This is a genomic window from Methylotuvimicrobium sp. KM2 (assembly GCF_038051925.1).
GTDB lineage: Bacteria > Pseudomonadota > Gammaproteobacteria > Methylococcales > Methylomonadaceae > Methylotuvimicrobium.
This window is the reverse complement of sequence record NZ_CP150634.1, coordinates 3,679,057-3,697,450: the sequence shown is the minus strand read 5'-3', so window position 1 is coordinate 3,697,450 and position 18,394 is coordinate 3,679,057. Positions and strand designations below refer to the sequence as shown.

The window sequence follows — 18,394 nt, the reverse complement described above, 5'->3', positions numbered from 1 at the left end:
TGAGAGTTGAGTTCGGGCCAGTTCGTTTTGTCAGGTCTTAATCTCGGCGTCAGGCGCGAAGGAGATATCGGCGGCGGCTCGTTGAGCGATTTGTTCCAACCGGTTGAGCATGAAGGCTTCATGGCGATTTCGCTGGGCGTTGCTTTCGACAATAATCGGTATCGCCCCGGCCAAGAGTATCGAGCATAACAAGACATGAAATAACAATTCGAATAACGATGGCCTAAACCGACCGGTTAGCATTGTAGGCCGGAATGCTGTCTGAACGGAGAGAAGAATAATGCCGGCAATCAAGGCATTGAACAGTCCGTTCAACGGTTGTTTAAGCGCAACCAATAGCGTCGATTGCCATTCCATGCCGATGATGCCGTGGTAGAACAGCAAAATCAATGGCAGGCCTAGAAAAATCCAAAAGACCAGATCGGCCAGGATTAAATTACGCAGTCCGCGGCGATAAAGCAATGCCACGGTCAAGGCTTCGGCAGTAAAAGTTATCAGAGCGTAGGGTTGATTCCAGAGCGCCAAGGTATAAAGACCGCCGGTCGCGGCAATGCCCGTGGTAGCGACCGGACCGAGCACAGCCGCGGCAAGCATTACCGCGATGGACCCGAAAATGAAATCGACGCCGTAAAAAAGCGGCATGTTCAGCCAGTTGCCGGTCCAGGCCAGAAGAGCGAAAATCGCGGAAAGCGCAAGGGTTTTACGGTCGATCGAAATCATGAGGCTATTTTTGATGAATCGCCGGCGACAATCGGTAAGGTAATAAAAAAAGTCGTGGCTTTATCCGGTTCGGATTCGTAGCCGATATTGCCGTTCATGCGTTCGACCAATTCCTTGGTGATCGCGAGCCCGAGCCCCGTGCCGCCTTTTTTTCGGGAATCGGAGGCGTCGGCTTGAGCGAATTTTTGGAAGATGTGTTTACGGAATGTCGCCGGTATGCCGGGTCCTCGGTCGCTGACTTCGATTCTAGCCAGATTGCCGGTACTTAGAACGGCGATATCCACGGTTCCGCCTTTCGGTGAAAACTTGGCTGCGTTCGATAACAAATTGGCGAATATTTGTTGAATGCGCTGGGCATCGACATCGACATGCAAGGCATCATCGCGTTGCGTTATTCTTAGGATAACGCCGAATTGGTCCGCATAGGTTTGATTATCATCGAGAGCTTGTTCGACCAGAGGCATCAGCGCTTGCGGGCGAAGATCGAAATTCAATTTGCCGGCGATCAATTTTTCCATGTCGAGCAAATCGTTAATTAGCAGGGACAAGCGACGACTGTTTTTGTAGGCGATCGCTACGATTTCATCAACGGTGCCTGGGAGTTCGCCCAATGCGCCTCCGGCCAGCAAGCCGAGCGAACCGGCTATCGCGGTCAATGGCGTACGCAATTCGTGGCTCACGGTGGAGATGAATTCGTTCTTCATGCGATCGTTGCGTTTGCGTTCGGAGATGTCTTCGATGATCGACCAAATCATTTTCTTGCCCGACAAGTCTTCGACGACCATGCCGTTCAGCAAAACCGGATATCGGTCGCCGTTTTTCTTGATGTATTCTTTTTCGTAGGGGCCGTAGCGACCGGTGTTCTTCATGCTTTCCGATTGCTGTTTTTCTTGCGCTTCGTATTCTTGAGGAGTTATTTCAAAATAACTGAGCGACAAAAATTCTTCGCGGCTGTATCCGGTCGGTGCCAACAAGGCGTTGTTGACCTCGACGAAACGACCGGTGGCGTAATCGTTGAGCGCGATACCGACCGGCGAGAGTTCGAATAGACCGCGTAGCCTGGTTTCGCTGTCGTTCAAAGCCTGCATGGCCATCTTTTGCTCGGAAATATCGGCATGCGTGCCGTACATCATCAAAGGCTTGCCGTCGTTCGTCCGGTTAACGACACGGCCTCGGTCATGGACCCATACCCAATGCCCTTTTTTATGCCGCATTCGGCATTGCGCGTCATAGAATTCAAGTTCGCCGGCAAAATGTCGTTGCAGTAAGCGCTCGGACAGCTGTAAATCGTCTGGGTGAGTTAATTTAAGCCAGGTTTCGATACTAATCGGTTCGAGCTCGCTCAAGGTATAGCCTACGATTTCGGCCCAGCGTTCGTTGAAGACAGTTTGGCCGGTTTGAACGTTCCATTCCCAGGTGCCGATATGGGTCCCTTCAATAGTCGCCGTTAGCCGGCGTTGGCTGATCAAGATGCGTTCGGCATCGTTTTTTTCGCGGCTGATATCCGACTCGATCGCCATGAAACCTTGTAACGCGCCTTGCGTATCGTAAAGAGGGTTGCATTGAATACGCACCCAATAGGCTTGGCCGGATTTATGGTAATTGACGACATCGACAGTGAAGGACTGCCGCTTAATCAGCGCTCGATGCATCGAGGCCGCGACCTCGGGATCGGTCGCCTCTCCCTGGAGTAAATCGCCGGGTTTGCGCCCGAGCATTTCCTTCAAACTATAGCCTGAGAGCCGGGTAAAGCCTTCGTTGATCCATTCCACGCGGCCTTCGGTATCGGTGATGATGACGCCGTTGGTGGTTTGGCTGGCGACACGCGACAGGCGCGTCAATTCGGCTTGATTTTGATCATGCAGACGTTTGACGCGCGCGGCCTCGATTAATTGACCCAGCGTCATCAGCAACGGATGTAGGAACTTCACCCAGCCGGACTCGTAACCGCCGGGGCGGTTGGCGACTCCGATCATTGCTACGAGCTTCCGGTCATAATGAACCGGAATACCCAAAAAGGATTTTAATGGCGGATGGCCGGGAGGCAGTCCGCCGCGTCTCGGGTCATGCTCGGGATTGTTGGCGATCAGCGGTTTTTCCGAAACGATGACGGCGCCGAATAAATTTTTAAGGTTGGAAAACTCCATGCCTTGCGCCGCATTCGCTTCGTAAAATGCGCGCGTTTCGTCGTTCCAAGCGATGTTGGTAATCGCCCGAGTCTTTAAGTAGGGGCTTCCGTCTTCGCGATGTAATATCTCGGCGATGAATCCGTATTCGCTGCCGGTGAGATTGAGTATGTCCGATAATAATTCGTCGAAAGCCCGGCTACGATTCGATTCGAGAATGAATTGAGACTGGGCGCGCGATATGATCTCGGCTATATGTTTTTGGCGTTCGAGAGCCGTTTCCGCCGATTTTATTTCGCTAATGTTACGGCAAATCAGCAAAGATCGAGCAACGAGTCTCATAATTTCTTGAGTGCAAGCGCTAAGGTCGCTCAGCACTTTGCGTTGTTCCGGCGTCAGCCGTTTCGGCTCGCGACTCATAATACAAAAGGTTCCGATAGCCAAGCCGTCTTCGGTCAATAACGGCACTCCTGCATAGAAGCGGATATTGCTGGAGCCGGCGACGAGAGGATGTTGTTTAAAACGATGGTCGATCCGGGCGTCCGGGACTTCGAAGATTTCGTTTTTGAGGAGGGTATGCGCGCAAAACGAGAGTTCGCGCGGCGTTTCGGTGATATCGAGCCCCAGGCAGGACTTGAACCATAGCCGATGTTCGTCGACTAAAACGATCAGCGCAATAGGCGCGTCGAGGCATTGCCGAGCCAGGCGGGTCAGCCGGTCGAATCGCTCTTCCGGTCCGGTATCGAGAATGCCGAGTGCGTGCAATGCCGCTAATCGCTCGGTTTCGGTGCGAGGCTTTTTCTTTATCAATGCGCTGAGGATTCCGCGAAACGTTCGCGGATTTCGAGGATGGCCGGAAATTGCTGTTCGAAAATATCGACCAGATCAGGGTCGAAATGTTTACCGCGATTTTCCTTGATTAAATCCCAGGCTGCCTCGACGGTCCAGGCTTTTTTGTAAGGACGTTCCGAAGTCAAGGCGTCGAATACGTCGGCCAATGCCGCGATGCGTCCGGCTACCGGAATGTTAATGCCGGACAGTCCGTTGGGGTAACCGCTGCCGTCCCATTTTTCGTGATGCGTCAATGCGATTTCGCGCGCCATGCGCAGCAAATCCGAGTCGTCGCCTTCCAATAATTTCGCGCCGATGACGGCATGCGTTTTCATGACTTCCCATTCCTGCGGTTCGAATTTGCCCGGTTTTAGCAGTATCGAATCGGGAATACCGATTTTGCCGATGTCGTGCATCGGGCTGGCGTTCAAAATTAGATCGCATTGCTCGTCGCTCCAACCGAGTGCTCGGGCGAGCAGGGCGCAGATGTGGCTCATGCGTAAGATATGGTTGCCGGTTTCCTCGTCGCGGTATTCGGAGGCCATACCCAAGCGTTGTACGATCTGCAGGCGTGTTCGGTATAGTTCTTCGGTGCGCGCCCTCACCATGTTTTCCAACACTGTTTTTTGATCGTGCAAAAGCCGATGCGCCAATTGCGCCTGTAACAAGTTATGCACGCGCATCAATAATTCGTTGCGGTCGAAGGGTTTGGTAATGAAGTCGCGCGCCCCGGCCGTCAATGCGCGAAGCAAAAAATCCTTGCCGTGTTGTGCGGTCAAAATCACGATCGGCGGTAACAAAGGATCGTTTAATGCCATGAGTCGTTCCATCACCTGGAAGCCGTCCAGATAAGGCATATTGATGTCGAGTAGAATCAAATCGGTTCGAGCTTGGCGATAACGATCGACGACTTGGCGCGGGTCATCGATCAAAATCCGGTTTCGGTAACCTTGTTGTCCGAGCAATCTGTCTAATAGCTTAAGATTAGTCGGTTCGTCGTCGACGATCAGAATGCGTTCATTGCTTAGAGAATCAAAGGGCATGAGGTTTTCCGTCGGCGTTGGGTTTAAAACCTAAATTCGGCAGTTTTACCATGAAGCACATGAAGTTCATGAAGAATTTCAAGAAATTACCTAAATCTTCTCGCTAACCTTTTTGGTGAGCTAAAGCGCTATTCAAACGGGTGCTGATTCTAAAAAATGTCACTTATTTTTTACCATGAAGAGCATGAAGGGCTTGAAGATACAATGTTTTCAATTTAATTGAGTGGCCAGCCATTAACAGCCTGTGTCATCAACATCACCACTCCAGTCCCGCCATCGTTTTGATATTTTTTAGTCATTATACCCCTCGTAGATCAAAATTCGGCACCGGGGTGCCCGTCAAAGGACGCCGTGAATACGTCCCTGTAGGCTCTATGCCAGCTCCATGCTGGCAAAGCCTTTGCCGAGCACCCCTGCGCCTCCTCATGCACTGCCGAAATTTGAAGTATGAAAGGTATAACTGGTTTTGAAAACGCTGTATGACTACATTGAGTTTATCTATTGAGTTCATCCGTGATATTTGGACGGTTCATAAAGCGCTCAATACGCTTTCCTTCATTATCTTCATGCCCTTCATGGTAATAAAAACAAACTATAAACATTGTGCGGCATCAGCACCCATTCAAATGCGTAATAATTTATTGAATTAACTTCCTATTCTTCATGATCTTCATGGTGAAATGCTTTTTCTAGGTTAAAACGGTCTATGCATTTGAGAAATTGTAGCACATCCAAGGGTTTCGTCAGGTAATCGGCAAAGCCGGTCGTTATGCCGCGTTCGATATCGCTGCGCATGGCATTGGCGGTGACCGCGATCACCGGAATGTCTCGGGTGGTGGGGCTGCTCTTTAAACGGCGCAAGACTTCGAATCCGTCTATATCCGGTAAATTGATATCGAGCAGGATCAAATTCGGATGTTCGTGTGCGGCGATTGCCAGTCCGTCCATGGCATTGACGGCAGTAAACAATTCCATGTTTTGGCGAGTTGCGAGAATTTTTTGTACCAGCCTTAAATTGGCGGGATTATCTTCGATATAGAGCAGTTTGCAACGGTTTGGGATATTATTCGAGATGGCTATTCCCGGCGGTTTAGCGGGAACGACCGGATCTTTGGTATCGAGCAGAATGGCCGACGGCAATTCGAACCAGAACCGGCTGCCTTCGCCGGGCGTGCTGTCTACCCCGATCTTGCCATGCATGGATTCAACTAGTTTTTTCGCCAGCGCCAGACCGATTCCGGTGCCTTCGATATCCTGATAAGCCGATTCCAGTCGCTCGAAAGGCTTGAACAGACGGGGCAGCGATTCCGCCGATATGCCGTAGCCGGTGTCTTTAACGCCGATCCGAAGTCTATCGGGGCCGGCGGAGATACAATCGACGGCTATCCATCCGCCGTCGCGGTTGTATTTAACCGCATTGGACAGTAGATTCAGCAACACTTGTTTGAGTCGGGTTGAGTCGGCGATAACTGAACAATTGTCGATCGATTCAAAGCGGATTGCGATGCCGCGTTGTTCGGCAAGCGGTTTGATCTGTTTGACGCAGGATTGGAGGAGCGGGCCGACAGCAATGACATCGAGGTCGAGCTCGATACGACCGCTTTCGATGCGGCTCAGGTCCAAGACTTCGTTGATTAGTGTCAAAAGATGGCTGCCGGCCTGGAGTATTTCTTGGATGTTGTCGGCCTGGATGTCGGTCAACGGTTGTTCGGCGTCGGCTTCCAATAATTGTCCGAAACCGAGAATGGCGTTGAGCGGCGTGCGCAATTCATGACTCATGCGCGAGAGAAATTCGGATTTGGCGGCATTGGCGCGCTCGGCTTCTTCGCGGGCGGCGATTAGCATGGCCTCGGAGCGTTTACGCTCGGAAATGTCGCTGACAAAGGCGAAAAACAGGCGCTCGCCGCCTAGCTCGTTCAATGTGACATTTACTTCCACGTCCAACAAGGCTCCGTCTAAGCAGCGGTGGCGGGTGTCGAAGCGGTCCTTGCCTTTCTCGATTACTTTAGCGATATGAGCCTCAGTTTGTTCAGGCGTTTCCAAAGCTTCGATGTCGGCTATGTGCAAACCGAGCAGTTCGTCTCGGGTGTATCCGAGCATGGCGCAATAAGCATCGTTGCAATCGCGGATTCCGCCTTGTAGATCGGCGGTGAAAAAACCGTCGATCGCGGCGTCGACGATCATTGCATTACGGCGGCTTTGTCTTTCCAGTTCCGCGGTGCGCTCGAGCACGCGTTGTTCGAGCTCCAGGTTGAGCCGCTTCAGTTCCGTTTCGGCGCGTTTACGTTCGGTGAGATCGGTGATTACATTGGCGAAAGCGATGGGGTTGTCGTCGCTATCCTTGATCAGGAAAACGCTGTGGATAGTCGATATCACGCTTCCGTCGACAGCGGTAATGTCGAATTCGCCGGTCCAGAACTCGTTTTGCAATACTTCCGGTAAAATCCGGGACTTCAATTCCATTAATTGATGTTCTTGATAGAAATCGAAAAATGTATAATCGCCGACATCGGCGTTTTCCGGGACCGCCAAAAGTCGTCTCAGGGCCTGGTTGAAATAATTGACTTTGCCGGTAAGATTCGCCCAACCGATGCCTTGGACCGAGGCGTCCGCCAACATCTGCAACATCTCGGCGCGTTGTTGTATCGCCCTGCGTTCGGTTACGTCTTGTCCGGTGCAGAGTAGTCCCGAAATCGTTCCATTGGCATCGCGCATGATCTCGGAATGCCATTCGATGTCCCGTTCTTCGCCGTTTCGAATCACGATGGGGTTGATGTTGCCTTGTGCCGGTTCTTCGTGAACGGCGCTGCGGAATATTTGACGAATTCGATCTCTGTCGCGCTTCGGTAAGAATGATGCGAACCATTCTTTACCGATAACTTCATGTAACCGATAGCCGGTCAATTGTTCGAAATAACGGTTGACATGCAGGATGAATCCTTGCGGGTCGAGGAGTAGTACGATGACCGGTGCGGTGTTGATCAAGCTGTTAGTGAAATCGCGTTCCTGCAATAGTTCTTTTTCCGCCTGTTTGCGACCGCTGATGTCGAGAAACGAGGCCATCATGCACAAAGGCGCGCCGTCCGGGTCGTTTACCATGCAGGCCGATAATTGTACTTCAACCGTCGAACCGTCGAAGCGCTTGGCGATTAAGTCGCCTTGCCATTGGCCCTTAACGGAGAGAGTATCGATGACCGCTTTCGCCTCGTCGGGATAATTCCAAAACTCGAGTGCCGAGCGGCCGATGGCCGATCCAGTATCCGGTAAATGCCATAGTTCGGCGAAAGCCGGGTTGGCATAGGAAAGCTTGGCGTCCGGTCCGGCGATCGCGATCGGGGTGATCGAAGCATCGACCGCTGCATTCTTGATATGTAAGCCGGCCTCGGCTTGCCGTCGAGCGGTATTGTCGGTGATTCGGCCTTCGATAAATAGCAGCTTACCGTTTCTGCCGAAGACACCCCTTCCGTATTCGCAGACCCAACGAATCTCTCCGTTTCGAGTCAAAATTCGATAATCGATTTCAAATTCGCGGCGCTCGCTAATAGCGGCCTGAACTTCGGTCCAAATGCGCTCGGTGTCGTCCGGATGAATCAGTTCGTTATAATTCAGGCATCTCGGCGGTAGAAAGGCCTCTGGAGAATATCCGGTAAGCTGTTCGACGCCGCCGGTCATGAAATCCAGAGTCCAAGCCCGGTCGTTGCGGCAGCGGTAGACGAAACCGTTGAGCGTATCGAGCACGCGCGATAGCGTATCGTTAGCCAATCGACCGGTCGTGCGTATCAACCACGCAAACGAAAGTGCGATCAAGGTCGCGCATAGCGCTTTCGGCAATTGCACCGGCAGTCCTGTGGTTTCGGCAAAGTGTTTCGCGGTCGGTAGCCAGGGCAGTAAAGACAAACCGGTTGTTACGAATAAGGTCAAGAAACCGTAAACGGCGAATGCCGCGGCTCCGGCAAATAACCAACGAATGTTTATTTCGGCTTTACCGCCGTAAGCAGGATCTTGCCGGCTTGCCAATAGTATGTAACATGCCAAAAATGCTCCCGGAGCACCGGCAAAATAGCGCAGACTAAACTCTATTTCCGCGAAAGGGTCGTTTGAATTGACGGCGAAAGCCGCGCTAACGGTCGTTAACGTGCCATAGAGCGGTAATGCCGGTAGGCGTATTGCAGTGGATATCGAATTCAATCCGCGACGTCCGAATTCCAAGAGCGCGCAAAATGAGCCGGTTAAGAGTAAAACGCTTGCGATAGTTAGCCAGTTTGCATCGTTGTGTAAGCGTTCTCCTTCGATGAGTTCCAGAAAACCGTGCAAAAAACCGAACCCCGCCAACCAATTTAAATGCCGGAAAACAAACAAGGCGTTGTTTGGTTTCGGTAATACGGAAACCACCGCGCCCAAGCAAAAAAAAGCCAAAGCGTAAATTTGAAAGATCAGGCCAAGATAGGTTTCGCTCCACGCGTTCATGATGAATCCCGGTCCTTTTTAATACGGTTAAGCAAACCGTCCAATATGCCGTTGAATTGCGCGATGTCCAACGGCTTGGTTAAATAGTCGGCGAATCCGGCCGCTTTGCCCCGTTCGATATCGCGCGGCATCGCATTGGCGGTGATCGCGACGACCGGTGCGGACTTAACGATAGGGTCGTTTTGAAATATGGATAATACCTGAAAACCGTTCAAATTCGGCATGTTGATGTCGAGCAGAATGAGGTCGGGGCGATGTGCCCGGGCTAATTCGATGCCCAGCTCCGGCGTATGGGCGGTGATGAGACGAATGTGCCGTTGTCTTTCGAGTATTTGAGAGATGAGCCGTATATTGGATGGATTGTCTTCGATATAGAGCACGAGCTGTTGCCTCGAGCGACTTTGTAATGTCGGCGTTTCGATGGCTGCGGATGTTTTAGGCGATTCCAATAAAGTCGGGTTCGAGGCCGCCGGAAGCGTGATCATGAAACTGCTGCCCACGCCGACTTCGCTTTCGACCTCGATCGCGCCGCCCATCATTTCGACGATGCGGCGAGAGATGGTCAATCCGATGCCGGTACCTTCGATCGTGCTGTATTCGGCGTCGAGACGGTTGAACGGCTGAAAGAGTTCATGCAAGCGTTCCTTTGGGATACCGCGTCCGGTATCGGTTATTTGTATTGATAAGTATTCGCTGCCTTTAAGCCGGGTCTCTACGGTGACTATGCCGCCTTCGCGGTTATATTTGATCGCATTGGAAATCAAATTGAGTAGCGCTTGTTTGAGCCGAGTCTGGTCGGCCTGTACCGAAAGGTCTTCGTGCGTATCGTTGTGGAGATTTATTCGGCGTTTATCCGCTTGTGTGGATACCAGGCTCAGACATTCCTTGATAATCGGTGCGATCCTTACCGGTTCTATGGATAGCGAAATCCGACCGGATTCGATCTTGGCCAGATCCAATATTTCGTTGATTAAATCGAGCAGATGCCGACCGGCCTTGAGAATTTCTTCCACATCCTCTTTTTGTGTATCGCTCAAAGTTTCGTCGTATTGCATCAGTTGGCCGAAACCGAGGATTGCGTTCATCGGCGTGCGCAGTTCATGACTCATGCTGGAAAGGAAGTCGGATTTGGCCTGGCTAGCTCGGTCTGCGGCGACTCGGGCGGCAATTAATTCCTGTTCGGCTCGTTTGCGTTCGGTAATGTCTCGCGTGAGACCGACAAAGAGGAGGTCATCGGATAGTTTGATTTCGCTGACGGCAATTTCGAGTGGAAAAATACTCCCATCCGCCCTGAGCCCAGCCAATTCAAGTTGTTGATTGAAGATTTGGCTTCGGCCTGTCGCAAGGTAACGCTCTATATAACCGTCATACTTAGATCGATAGGGTTCCGGTATAAGAACTTTAACCTTACGGCCGACGATATCTTGTTCCCGATAACCGAACGTCGCGCATGCCGCAGGATTGAATGAGTGGATAATGCCGTCGGCGCCGATCGTGATGACCCCGTCGACGACCGAGTCGACAATATGCTGAAAGATGCGCAAATACTTTTCGCGCTCGGCCAGTGCGAGTTCCGCGCGTTTGCGGTCGTCGATGTCTTGTACCACGCCCAGCATTTGCGTGGGTTTGCCCTCGTCGTCGCGTACTACGGCACCGCGTTCGAGCAGCCAGCGCTCGGTGCCGTCCGGCCAGATGACGCGGTGTTCGATGATATAGGGCGCATCGCGTTTCAGGCAGGCGTCGACGGCATCGACGACCGCTTGCCGGTCGTCGGGGTGAATTGCGTTAAGGAAGTTTTCATAGGAGGTTTCGAGATCCCCGTCCTGATAGCCGAACAGCGGCGCGATGCGTTCGGACCAAAATAGGTCGCCGGATTGTATATTCCATTCCCAGGTGCCGATGTTCGCGAAAATTTGTCCGCGGCGCAGTCTTTCTTTGTGATATTCCACGGCGCGTTCGGCGCGTTTCATTTCGGTGATGTCGTGAAAGCTCCATACCCGACCGCCGTTTTTCCCTTCCGAGACGAGCGGTTTCGAGTGACGCTCGACTATTCTGCCGTCCGCAAACTCCAATAGATCTTGCGAATCTTGGCCGGATCGATAAATGTCTTGTACAGTCTTGCGGAACTCGAGCGGGTCGGCCAATTGATGCTCAACAGTATTCAGTAGGTTTTGGTACGGTTGGCCGGGTAAGGCGAGTTCTTCCGGTATGCGCCACAAATCGATAAATTGTCGGTTGGCGAAAAGGATCAAGCCGGTATCGTCGACGGCCAAAATACCGTCCAGAGTGGATTCGAGCGTCGCGCGAAGTTTTTCCTGGCTTTTTTAAGCGCTTCGCTGCTATGTACGCGTTCGCTAACATCCTTGATAATACCGATGAAATGCGTCAGATTGTCTTGTTCGTCATGGACCGGCGCAATACGCAACTCGTTCCAAAACATCGATCCGTCTTTGCGGTAATTGCGTAATACGCCTTCGACTTTTTCGCCCTTTGATAAAGCCGAGCGCACAAGATCCAGTCCGGGTTGATTGCGGTCATTGCTGTTGAGAAATCGACAGTTTTTGCCTAATACTTCTTCGCGTGGGTAGCCTGTAATACGCTCGAACGCTTTATTGGTAAAAATGAGAGGGGTGTCGGGTTGGTTGGCATCGGCGATTACAATACCACTAGTGCTTGATTCGACCGCACGTTCCAACAACTTTAATTGTTGCGTGGATTTTTTAATATGGCTAATGTCTGTGCGGATCGAGACATATTGATAAGGTTTTCCATCGCTGCCGAGAAAAGGCGTAATCGTGGATTCGACCCAATATAGACTGCCGTCCTTGCACCGGTTGCAAATTTCGCCCTGCCAGACCTGGCCGCCGGCAATGGTTTCCCATAAGTCTTGGTAAAACTCTGGCGGATGTTCGCCGGATTTGACAATGCGATGGTTTTGTCCGATCAACTCTTCGCGCCGGTAGCCGCTGATTTCGCAAAATTTATCGTTGATGTAGGTGATATTGCCGGAGCGGTCGGCGATACTGACAATAGCGTGATGATTGATAGCCAGATGCTCACGCTCGCGTTCGTAGAGTGTGGTTTCGAGGCGTAGACGCAATGCGCTGTTTTGCCGTGCCCGGCGTACTCTAGCCGAAACGGCGGCGACCAGATGCTGGGGCTGCACGGGTTTTACTAGAAAATCGTCGCCGCCCAGGCTGAGCGCCAACAATTGTTGGGTCATATCGGTTTCGCCGGATAGAAATAGAATCGGTAAATGCAGATACTCGTCGCGCTCGCGTATGATAGCGGCTAGTTCCGGACCGCTGGCTTCGGGCATGTAAACATCGAGAACCGCGACATCGGGCGAAAAAGTGTCTAGAAGGTTCAATATGTCGAGCGGTTGAGTCGAGGTTTTGACTTCCATTCCGGCCGCTTGCAATACGGCTGCGTGGGCATTAAGCATTAGCGGGTCGTCGTCTATTAATAATGCCCGGTAAGGCTTGGACGGTAGGCGTCCGGTCAGCGTATCCAATATATCGACGATGCGTTCCGAATTGACCGGTTTTACAAGATAGCGGGATGCGCCGGCGCGAAATGCGGCGAGACGCCCAGCGATATCGTCGCGTACCGAGACGATAATGACCGGTATTTCGGATTTTTTGCCAAGATTGAGATTGCTGATGGCTTCCGCGCCTGCAAGGTCCCCGTCGGGGAATATCAGATCCATGATCACTGCGGCCGGCGGCTCAGCGTTTGGTTCCAGGAACAGGGTTTGAAATTGCGAGGGTTCGGAGAATACGCGTGTACGAAAACCGTTTTGCTGTAAAACGGTTTGCAAATGTAGCGCTTGGCCTGCATCGTCTTCAATCAAGTCGATCAAAGGCGAGCGGTTGGCGCGTTTCGGTGTTGGCGGCGGAGAAAGAGTAGGGGCGTTGGTTTGCAACCCTATGCCGGCGAGACGGCTTAACCTGTCGAGCGCTATGCCGACGGCTTGCCATTCTGTTTCGACCGGGGGGAGGCCGGATCTCAGTAAATCCGACAAGCGTATTTCCATGTCGCGCGCGGCATCCGAGAGCGACTGCATGCCGAATGTCCCGGTCGAGCCGCTTAAGCCATGAATCAGCCGATGCAAGATTTCCGCTTCTTCGGGGCGCCATGCGGACGGGTCTATGTGCTGAAACTGCGAACGGATAGCGTCAATTCGCTCTGGTAGTCGGTCGATGAATTCAGTTCGTAATTTTTGCAGGGCGTCGGAAAATTCGGATTGCATGGCTTGATTTTAGAGATACTTTTGAAAATGTTATACCCATATATGGACTCCTCGTTTATTGCAAGCCAAGTTTTCAAAAAATGATGTCAAAACAGAGATCAAGATTGCTGCCATATATTCGGTCTCTCAACAGAGGCTTTATTGCCTCAGGACTCCTGATGAATCTATCCGCGCGCTTATTCCTCAACCATCGTAACGGTTTCTTAAGAACCTATGGGTATAACGGGTTGTAAAAGCACCGGTCTGACCTGTTGTTGTCATCACTGATTGTCTACTTGCCTCCGCAATCTTGTGTACTCGGTTAAATCAATCTCACTCATCAGGGTTATCCACGCTTTGTCCACGGGCTCCGAGCTCTCTTCTCTAGCTGGGAGCCGGTGGGCAAAGGGTGGATAACCCGGCCCAATGCCCGCGTTAGGCAGGCGCCCCTTGATAAGCTTCATTTTTCGTGGTCATTGCCCACAAGATGCGGGCGTTTTTGTTGGCCAGGGCAACCGCGGCCTTGTTAAAGCCGCGTCGCTCGACCAGCGACTGCAGCCACCGGCTGAGTTGATCCGTTTTGCCAGCACAGTTTTTGACCACCGCGCGGGCACCATGAATTAAGTTGGTTCGGATATAACGATTACCCCGCTTACTGATCCCCAGATAGCGGGGTTTATCGCCGCTGCTATGCTGCCCGGGAACCAGGCCCAGACTCGCCGCATAATCTCGGCTACTGGTATAGCCTTTGCCGTCCCCGATATCAGATGCCACAATCGTGGCGGTGATCGGACCCACCCCGGGAACATCCAGCATGCGCCGGCTTAATGCATCGGCTTGACTGAGCCTGCCCAGCCGTTTGTCTTGCTCCTTAATCACCTTATCCAATTCTCTCAACCGCTCAGCTTGCTCCGCAATCAGCTCTCGACACAGCGCCGTCAGTCCGTTCTCGGCATCTTCTAAAATATCAGGCAATTGTTTTCTGACTTGATCGACCCCTTTGTGAATGGCAATGCCGCGCTCCAGCAAGGCTCCACGAATCTGATTCACTACAGCAGTTCGTCGTTTGACCAGATCCTGGCGTAGATTATGAAGCAGTTGCATATCTTGCTGTACCTCGGTTTTGATCGCCACCACCCGCTTATTGGGCCGGCTGACCGCATCAAAAATCGCTTGGGCATCGTTAAAATCATTCTTGTTGCCGACCAAGAAGCTCTTGACAAACTTCGCGTTCAATAACATCACTTCATGGCCCAGTTTAGTTAATTCTCTAGCCCAATAATGGCTACTGCCGCACGCCTCGATACCAATCGTGCTGACCGGATAATTGGCGAAGAAGGTCAAGACTTGCGCCCGTTTGAGTTTTTTCTTGATGACTTTATTATCCGCATTCAACGTATACAGATGAAAAATGTTCTTTGCGATATCTAAACCAATTACGCTAGTATTCATCTCGGACTCCTCTTGTTTTGTTTTTTACTAAGGTGCTATTTGACACCAACAGAGTGAGAGGAGTCCATATCATCATCGTAAATCAAAATTCGGCGCCTGGGTGTCCGCTAAAGGACGCCGTGAATACGTCCATGTAGGCTCTATGCCAGCTCCATGCTGGCAAAGCCTTTATCGGACACCCAGGCGCCTCCTCAGGCACTGCCGAAATTTGAAATGCGAAAGGTATATAAAGCATCAGGGTGCGCATCGCGCACTTGGGTCGGAATCTGTTGTCGGGTTAGGCGCCATGGAAAGGTGCGCGATGCGCACCCTACTGGGTTTTTGGCTTAAACGGCTATGCCGACTTCCAGGCCTTCGAACCAATCCAAAAAGCGTTTAACGTTATCGCCTTTAAAAATACGCCCGTGTTGCGGCGCCATGATTTCGATCTCGAGTTTGCGAACGCGCTCGATCCAGTCTCTTTTTGCTTGATTCGATGGCATCCAGCGTTGATGAAAGAAGCGCATGTGATCGATGTGGCTATCGAAATTGTCGACATAAATCGGCGCGCTGGACGCTTCGAGTGCCGCGCCGACATCGCCGGACATCAGGATTTTCGCTTCCGCGTCGTAAATATGAAAATTGGCCGATGAATGTAGGTAATGTGCCGGGATTATTTTCAGCTCGGTAGAATCCAGCTTGATCTTGCCGCCGTTATCGGGAATGCCGACATAGTCGATCGATTCGCAACCGAAGTGGCGGATGAAACCTTCCCAAAGTGATGAGGCATGGAGTTTTGCTTTCGGCAGGGCTTGGTCCCATAAACCCAGAGAGGAAATAATGTCGGGGTCTTGATGCGATGCGAATAAGTCGGTGATTTCCTCGACCGGCGCATGATGCAAGACGGCTGCCAGCATCGGTGCGAACAGTTCGATACCGCCGGGGTCCATTAATAAACAACGGTTTGTCGTTCGCACAATATATTGATTGGTATCGATAATGTTGACGGGTTTATTGGTATCCCGGCCAAACATGATCCAGCGGTGCGCTCCCTCGTATATTTGGGTCATCTTCATGGTTTGCTCGCCTTAATTTTACTTGATTACGTATAAGCTTCAGTCTAATTGAAGTCCGAAGAAGGTTTTGTGTCGCTATCGCGACGCTTATGTGTAGTCGGTTCGCGGACCGACAACCGCGATACTTTTCTTTGCTTGTCCAAAGAAAAGTATCCAAAAGACCAATCCGCCGGGAGCGGATTGGGACGCCAAAGGCGCACGAAGTGCGAGCGCCCGGATGGCGCGAGTCAGCAGACACCCGGAGGCCGCTGTATCCTGCGCGCTGACGATTTTGTCGAGGGTTTTCGGAAGGGCTATCCTTAGCCCTCCGAAAACGAGCGGCATCCCTGCCGCTCCCCTAGCGGGCTGTTCTCGGCAAAATCGTCAGTGCTCGGCGCGGCCTAACGGGACCCAGGCGGGCACCCTTAGCCAAATCAAATAGGCTGAATGTTCTAAGTAATCAGGTAATTTTATGCGGCTATTCGGTAATGTTAATGACATTCAACGCGCTGCGGCAGCGCTGTACGTTATTGTGAATGATTTGCGCGGCGCGATCGACGCTTTCGGCAACCGCCTGCAAGCTAAGTAGGTATTCCCCCGCTTGCGACGCTTCTATTCGGGAATTGGCGGCAATGACGCGCGCGGCTCGGGCCGGATGCATGACTTCTTGTAATTGATCGAGCAATTGCCCGACATGCCGCTTAAATTGTTTTCGGCACTCCAGCATTCGTTGTTCGACAGTTTCGGTCGAAGTTTGCAGTGAGGATTGATACTGTGCGCCTTCCGCCATTTTTGTCGCGGTTTGGAATTTGTCGAATTCGGTCGAAGTCCGATATTCATTGACGGTCAAACGGTAAAGCAATAAGGCGTGTTCGTTGATGGCATTGACCAATGTAATCGTTTCCTTGGCCAATTCATTGATGAAATCGGTAATTGGCTGAAATCCTCTGGCTTTTTCTCCTGCTCGGAAGGCGATAGCCTTGGCGTTTGCGGCGGCCAGCGAGATTTCTTTCGCAACTTCCATCACTGCGCTCAACTCCGCGGCAATAGATGCAACGGCAACGAATTGGGATTTGGTTTGTTGAACTGTATCGGTCATGGCGCTTGAACTGATTGATGATATAGGGAATGGTGTAAACGGGTTTTGTTATTCGAAGGTTGCGCACTTGGTGTTTTAGCGACAATAAGGATTTCGTGATAAATAACGTCCTGGAGCTATGAGCTTTGTTGAGGGTTCGGTAACTCGCTTGACAGGACGCCGTGAACCCAGCACATAAATTATCAAAGATAGTTAATCATAGCCTATGGACTATGGAATTTAGGTGCTGGGTGAATACGTCCGTGTAGGCTTGACGGCGGCGACTGATTGCCATGGATGGCGTGTATTAGGGCAATGCAGGAGCAATTGCCGAGGAGCAAAAATCTGCCCTGCCGCCGACACCTGCCAATCGAGCAACCGAACCCTCCGTAAAATAGGGAAGTTATTTACGACCAAATCCTAAGTTAAATCATCAAACACACAAGTTGCCTTGGTTTTTTTTCTTATGATACCAATCATAGACTGCTTTGACTCGATTGCCGCAAGCGTTAAATTCGATGGTGCTGCACAATTGCGTGACTAATTGAATGCCCCGGCCGAAAAAACTTTGGTTGTTCTCGAGATCGGAAAAGATATTGTCAATATTGAATCCTTCACCGCTATCTTGGACGTCAACGATGAATTGGCCGCCGTTCGATTTAGGAATAGAGTCGATCGCTATTTCTATCGTGCCGGACGTTGCGTTGTTCAACCGTTCTTGGCGAAGCTCGTAGAAATGTAAAAAGTCTTCGGCCGTTTGTTTTTGCAGGGAATCCATTCGAAGTAGTCCATGGTCCAGTGCATTGGTAAATAACTCACTGACAATAGTGAAGATCATTTCTCGTTGCCCCTGCAATCCCTGCAGGTCGGTCAATCCGTCGACAATAGCCGGAATCGGATTCATTAGGCGTAATCCTTCGATATCAAATTGCATCGCGATGGCCCATTGGCAATTGTGAAGCTCCGTTTGCGAATTTGTTGTTTGCCTGAGCCGATGGCGGAGCAGTCTGGCTATTTGATTCTCGATGAATTCGGGATCGAACGACAGGGCGTCAGTCTTTTGGTTATCGTTGTTTAGGCAGCGATCCAGTATCGCTTGCGAGCCGGCCGGTTCAACAATGAAGATTGCTTGCGCGATAGCCGGTGTTAATGTAGAAATAATTGGTTCGTCGGCGCTGCTATCGGAGCGATGAGGTAACAATGGGGCGGTGACGATCAGATCGAGGTTTTGTCCGTCAATGATTGTAATGGCTTCTTGATGATTGAGTGCGATATAGACTTGGTATCCGTGTTTGACCAAAACTTTTTGCAGGATTTCGGTAAAAGCTCGGTTCAGGGATGCTATGAGAATCCTTGCGGATACGGAAACCGGAGCAAGTGGATTGTGTGTCATCGAAGAAGCGTCCAATTTA

10 protein-coding genes are annotated in these 18,394 nt (G+C 51.3%); all 10 read right to left on the bottom strand.

Going from position 1 to position 18,394, the window contains the following annotated elements:
- Window positions 1-30: 30 nt before the first annotated feature.
- The 10 genes from WJM45_RS15525 to WJM45_RS15480 all read right to left on the bottom strand — a co-directional run bounded on the left by WJM45_RS15525 (window position 31) and on the right by WJM45_RS15480 (window position 18,375).
- A complete protein-coding gene (locus WJM45_RS15525) occupies window positions 31-720 on the bottom strand; it encodes a hypothetical protein (protein ID WP_341325976.1) in 690 nt (229 codons plus the stop codon).
- On the bottom strand, window positions 717-3,656 hold the full coding sequence (locus tag WJM45_RS15520) for a PAS domain S-box protein (RefSeq protein WP_341325975.1): 2,940 nt from the start codon (window positions 3,654-3,656) through the stop codon (window positions 717-719). The genes WJM45_RS15525 and WJM45_RS15520 overlap by 4 nt, the downstream gene beginning before the upstream one ends.
- The gene (locus WJM45_RS15515; RefSeq protein WP_341325974.1) at window positions 3,653-4,720 is read right to left on the bottom strand and encodes an HD domain-containing phosphohydrolase; all 1,068 of its coding nucleotides are present in this window, start codon (window positions 4,718-4,720) and stop codon (window positions 3,653-3,655) included. Before WJM45_RS15515 ends, WJM45_RS15520 begins: the two co-directional genes overlap by 4 nt.
- A gap of 654 nt (window positions 4,721-5,374) precedes the next feature.
- The gene (locus WJM45_RS15510) at window positions 5,375-9,187 is read right to left on the bottom strand and encodes a PAS domain S-box protein (protein ID WP_341325973.1); all 3,813 of its coding nucleotides are present in this window, start codon (window positions 9,185-9,187) and stop codon (window positions 5,375-5,377) included.
- Window positions 9,184-11,460, bottom strand: coding sequence for a PAS domain S-box protein (locus WJM45_RS15505; RefSeq protein WP_341325972.1), 2,277 nt, complete (start codon window positions 11,458-11,460; stop codon window positions 9,184-9,186). Before WJM45_RS15505 ends, WJM45_RS15510 begins: the two co-directional genes overlap by 4 nt.
- The gene (locus tag WJM45_RS15500) at window positions 11,436-13,439 is read right to left on the bottom strand and encodes a PAS domain S-box protein (RefSeq protein ID WP_341325971.1); all 2,004 of its coding nucleotides are present in this window, start codon (window positions 13,437-13,439) and stop codon (window positions 11,436-11,438) included. The genes WJM45_RS15505 and WJM45_RS15500 overlap by 25 nt, the downstream gene beginning before the upstream one ends.
- A 414-nt stretch (window positions 13,440-13,853) precedes the next feature.
- On the bottom strand, window positions 13,854-14,870 hold the full coding sequence (locus WJM45_RS15495; protein WP_341325970.1) for an IS110 family transposase: 1,017 nt from the start codon (window positions 14,868-14,870) through the stop codon (window positions 13,854-13,856).
- A gap of 326 nt (window positions 14,871-15,196) precedes the next feature.
- Window positions 15,197-15,925: an MBL fold metallo-hydrolase gene (locus tag WJM45_RS15490; protein WP_341325969.1), complete on the bottom strand. Its 729-nt coding sequence runs from the start codon at window positions 15,923-15,925 to the stop codon at window positions 15,197-15,199.
- Window positions 15,926-16,382: 457 nt separating this feature from the next.
- A complete protein-coding gene (locus WJM45_RS15485; protein ID WP_341325968.1) occupies window positions 16,383-17,003 on the bottom strand; it encodes a chemotaxis protein in 621 nt (206 codons plus the stop codon).
- 412 nt (window positions 17,004-17,415) lie between these two features.
- Entirely contained in the window at window positions 17,416-18,375 is a 960-nt protein-coding gene (locus tag WJM45_RS15480) for a hypothetical protein (protein ID WP_341325967.1), read from the bottom strand.
- Window positions 18,376-18,394 lie beyond the last annotated feature (19 nt).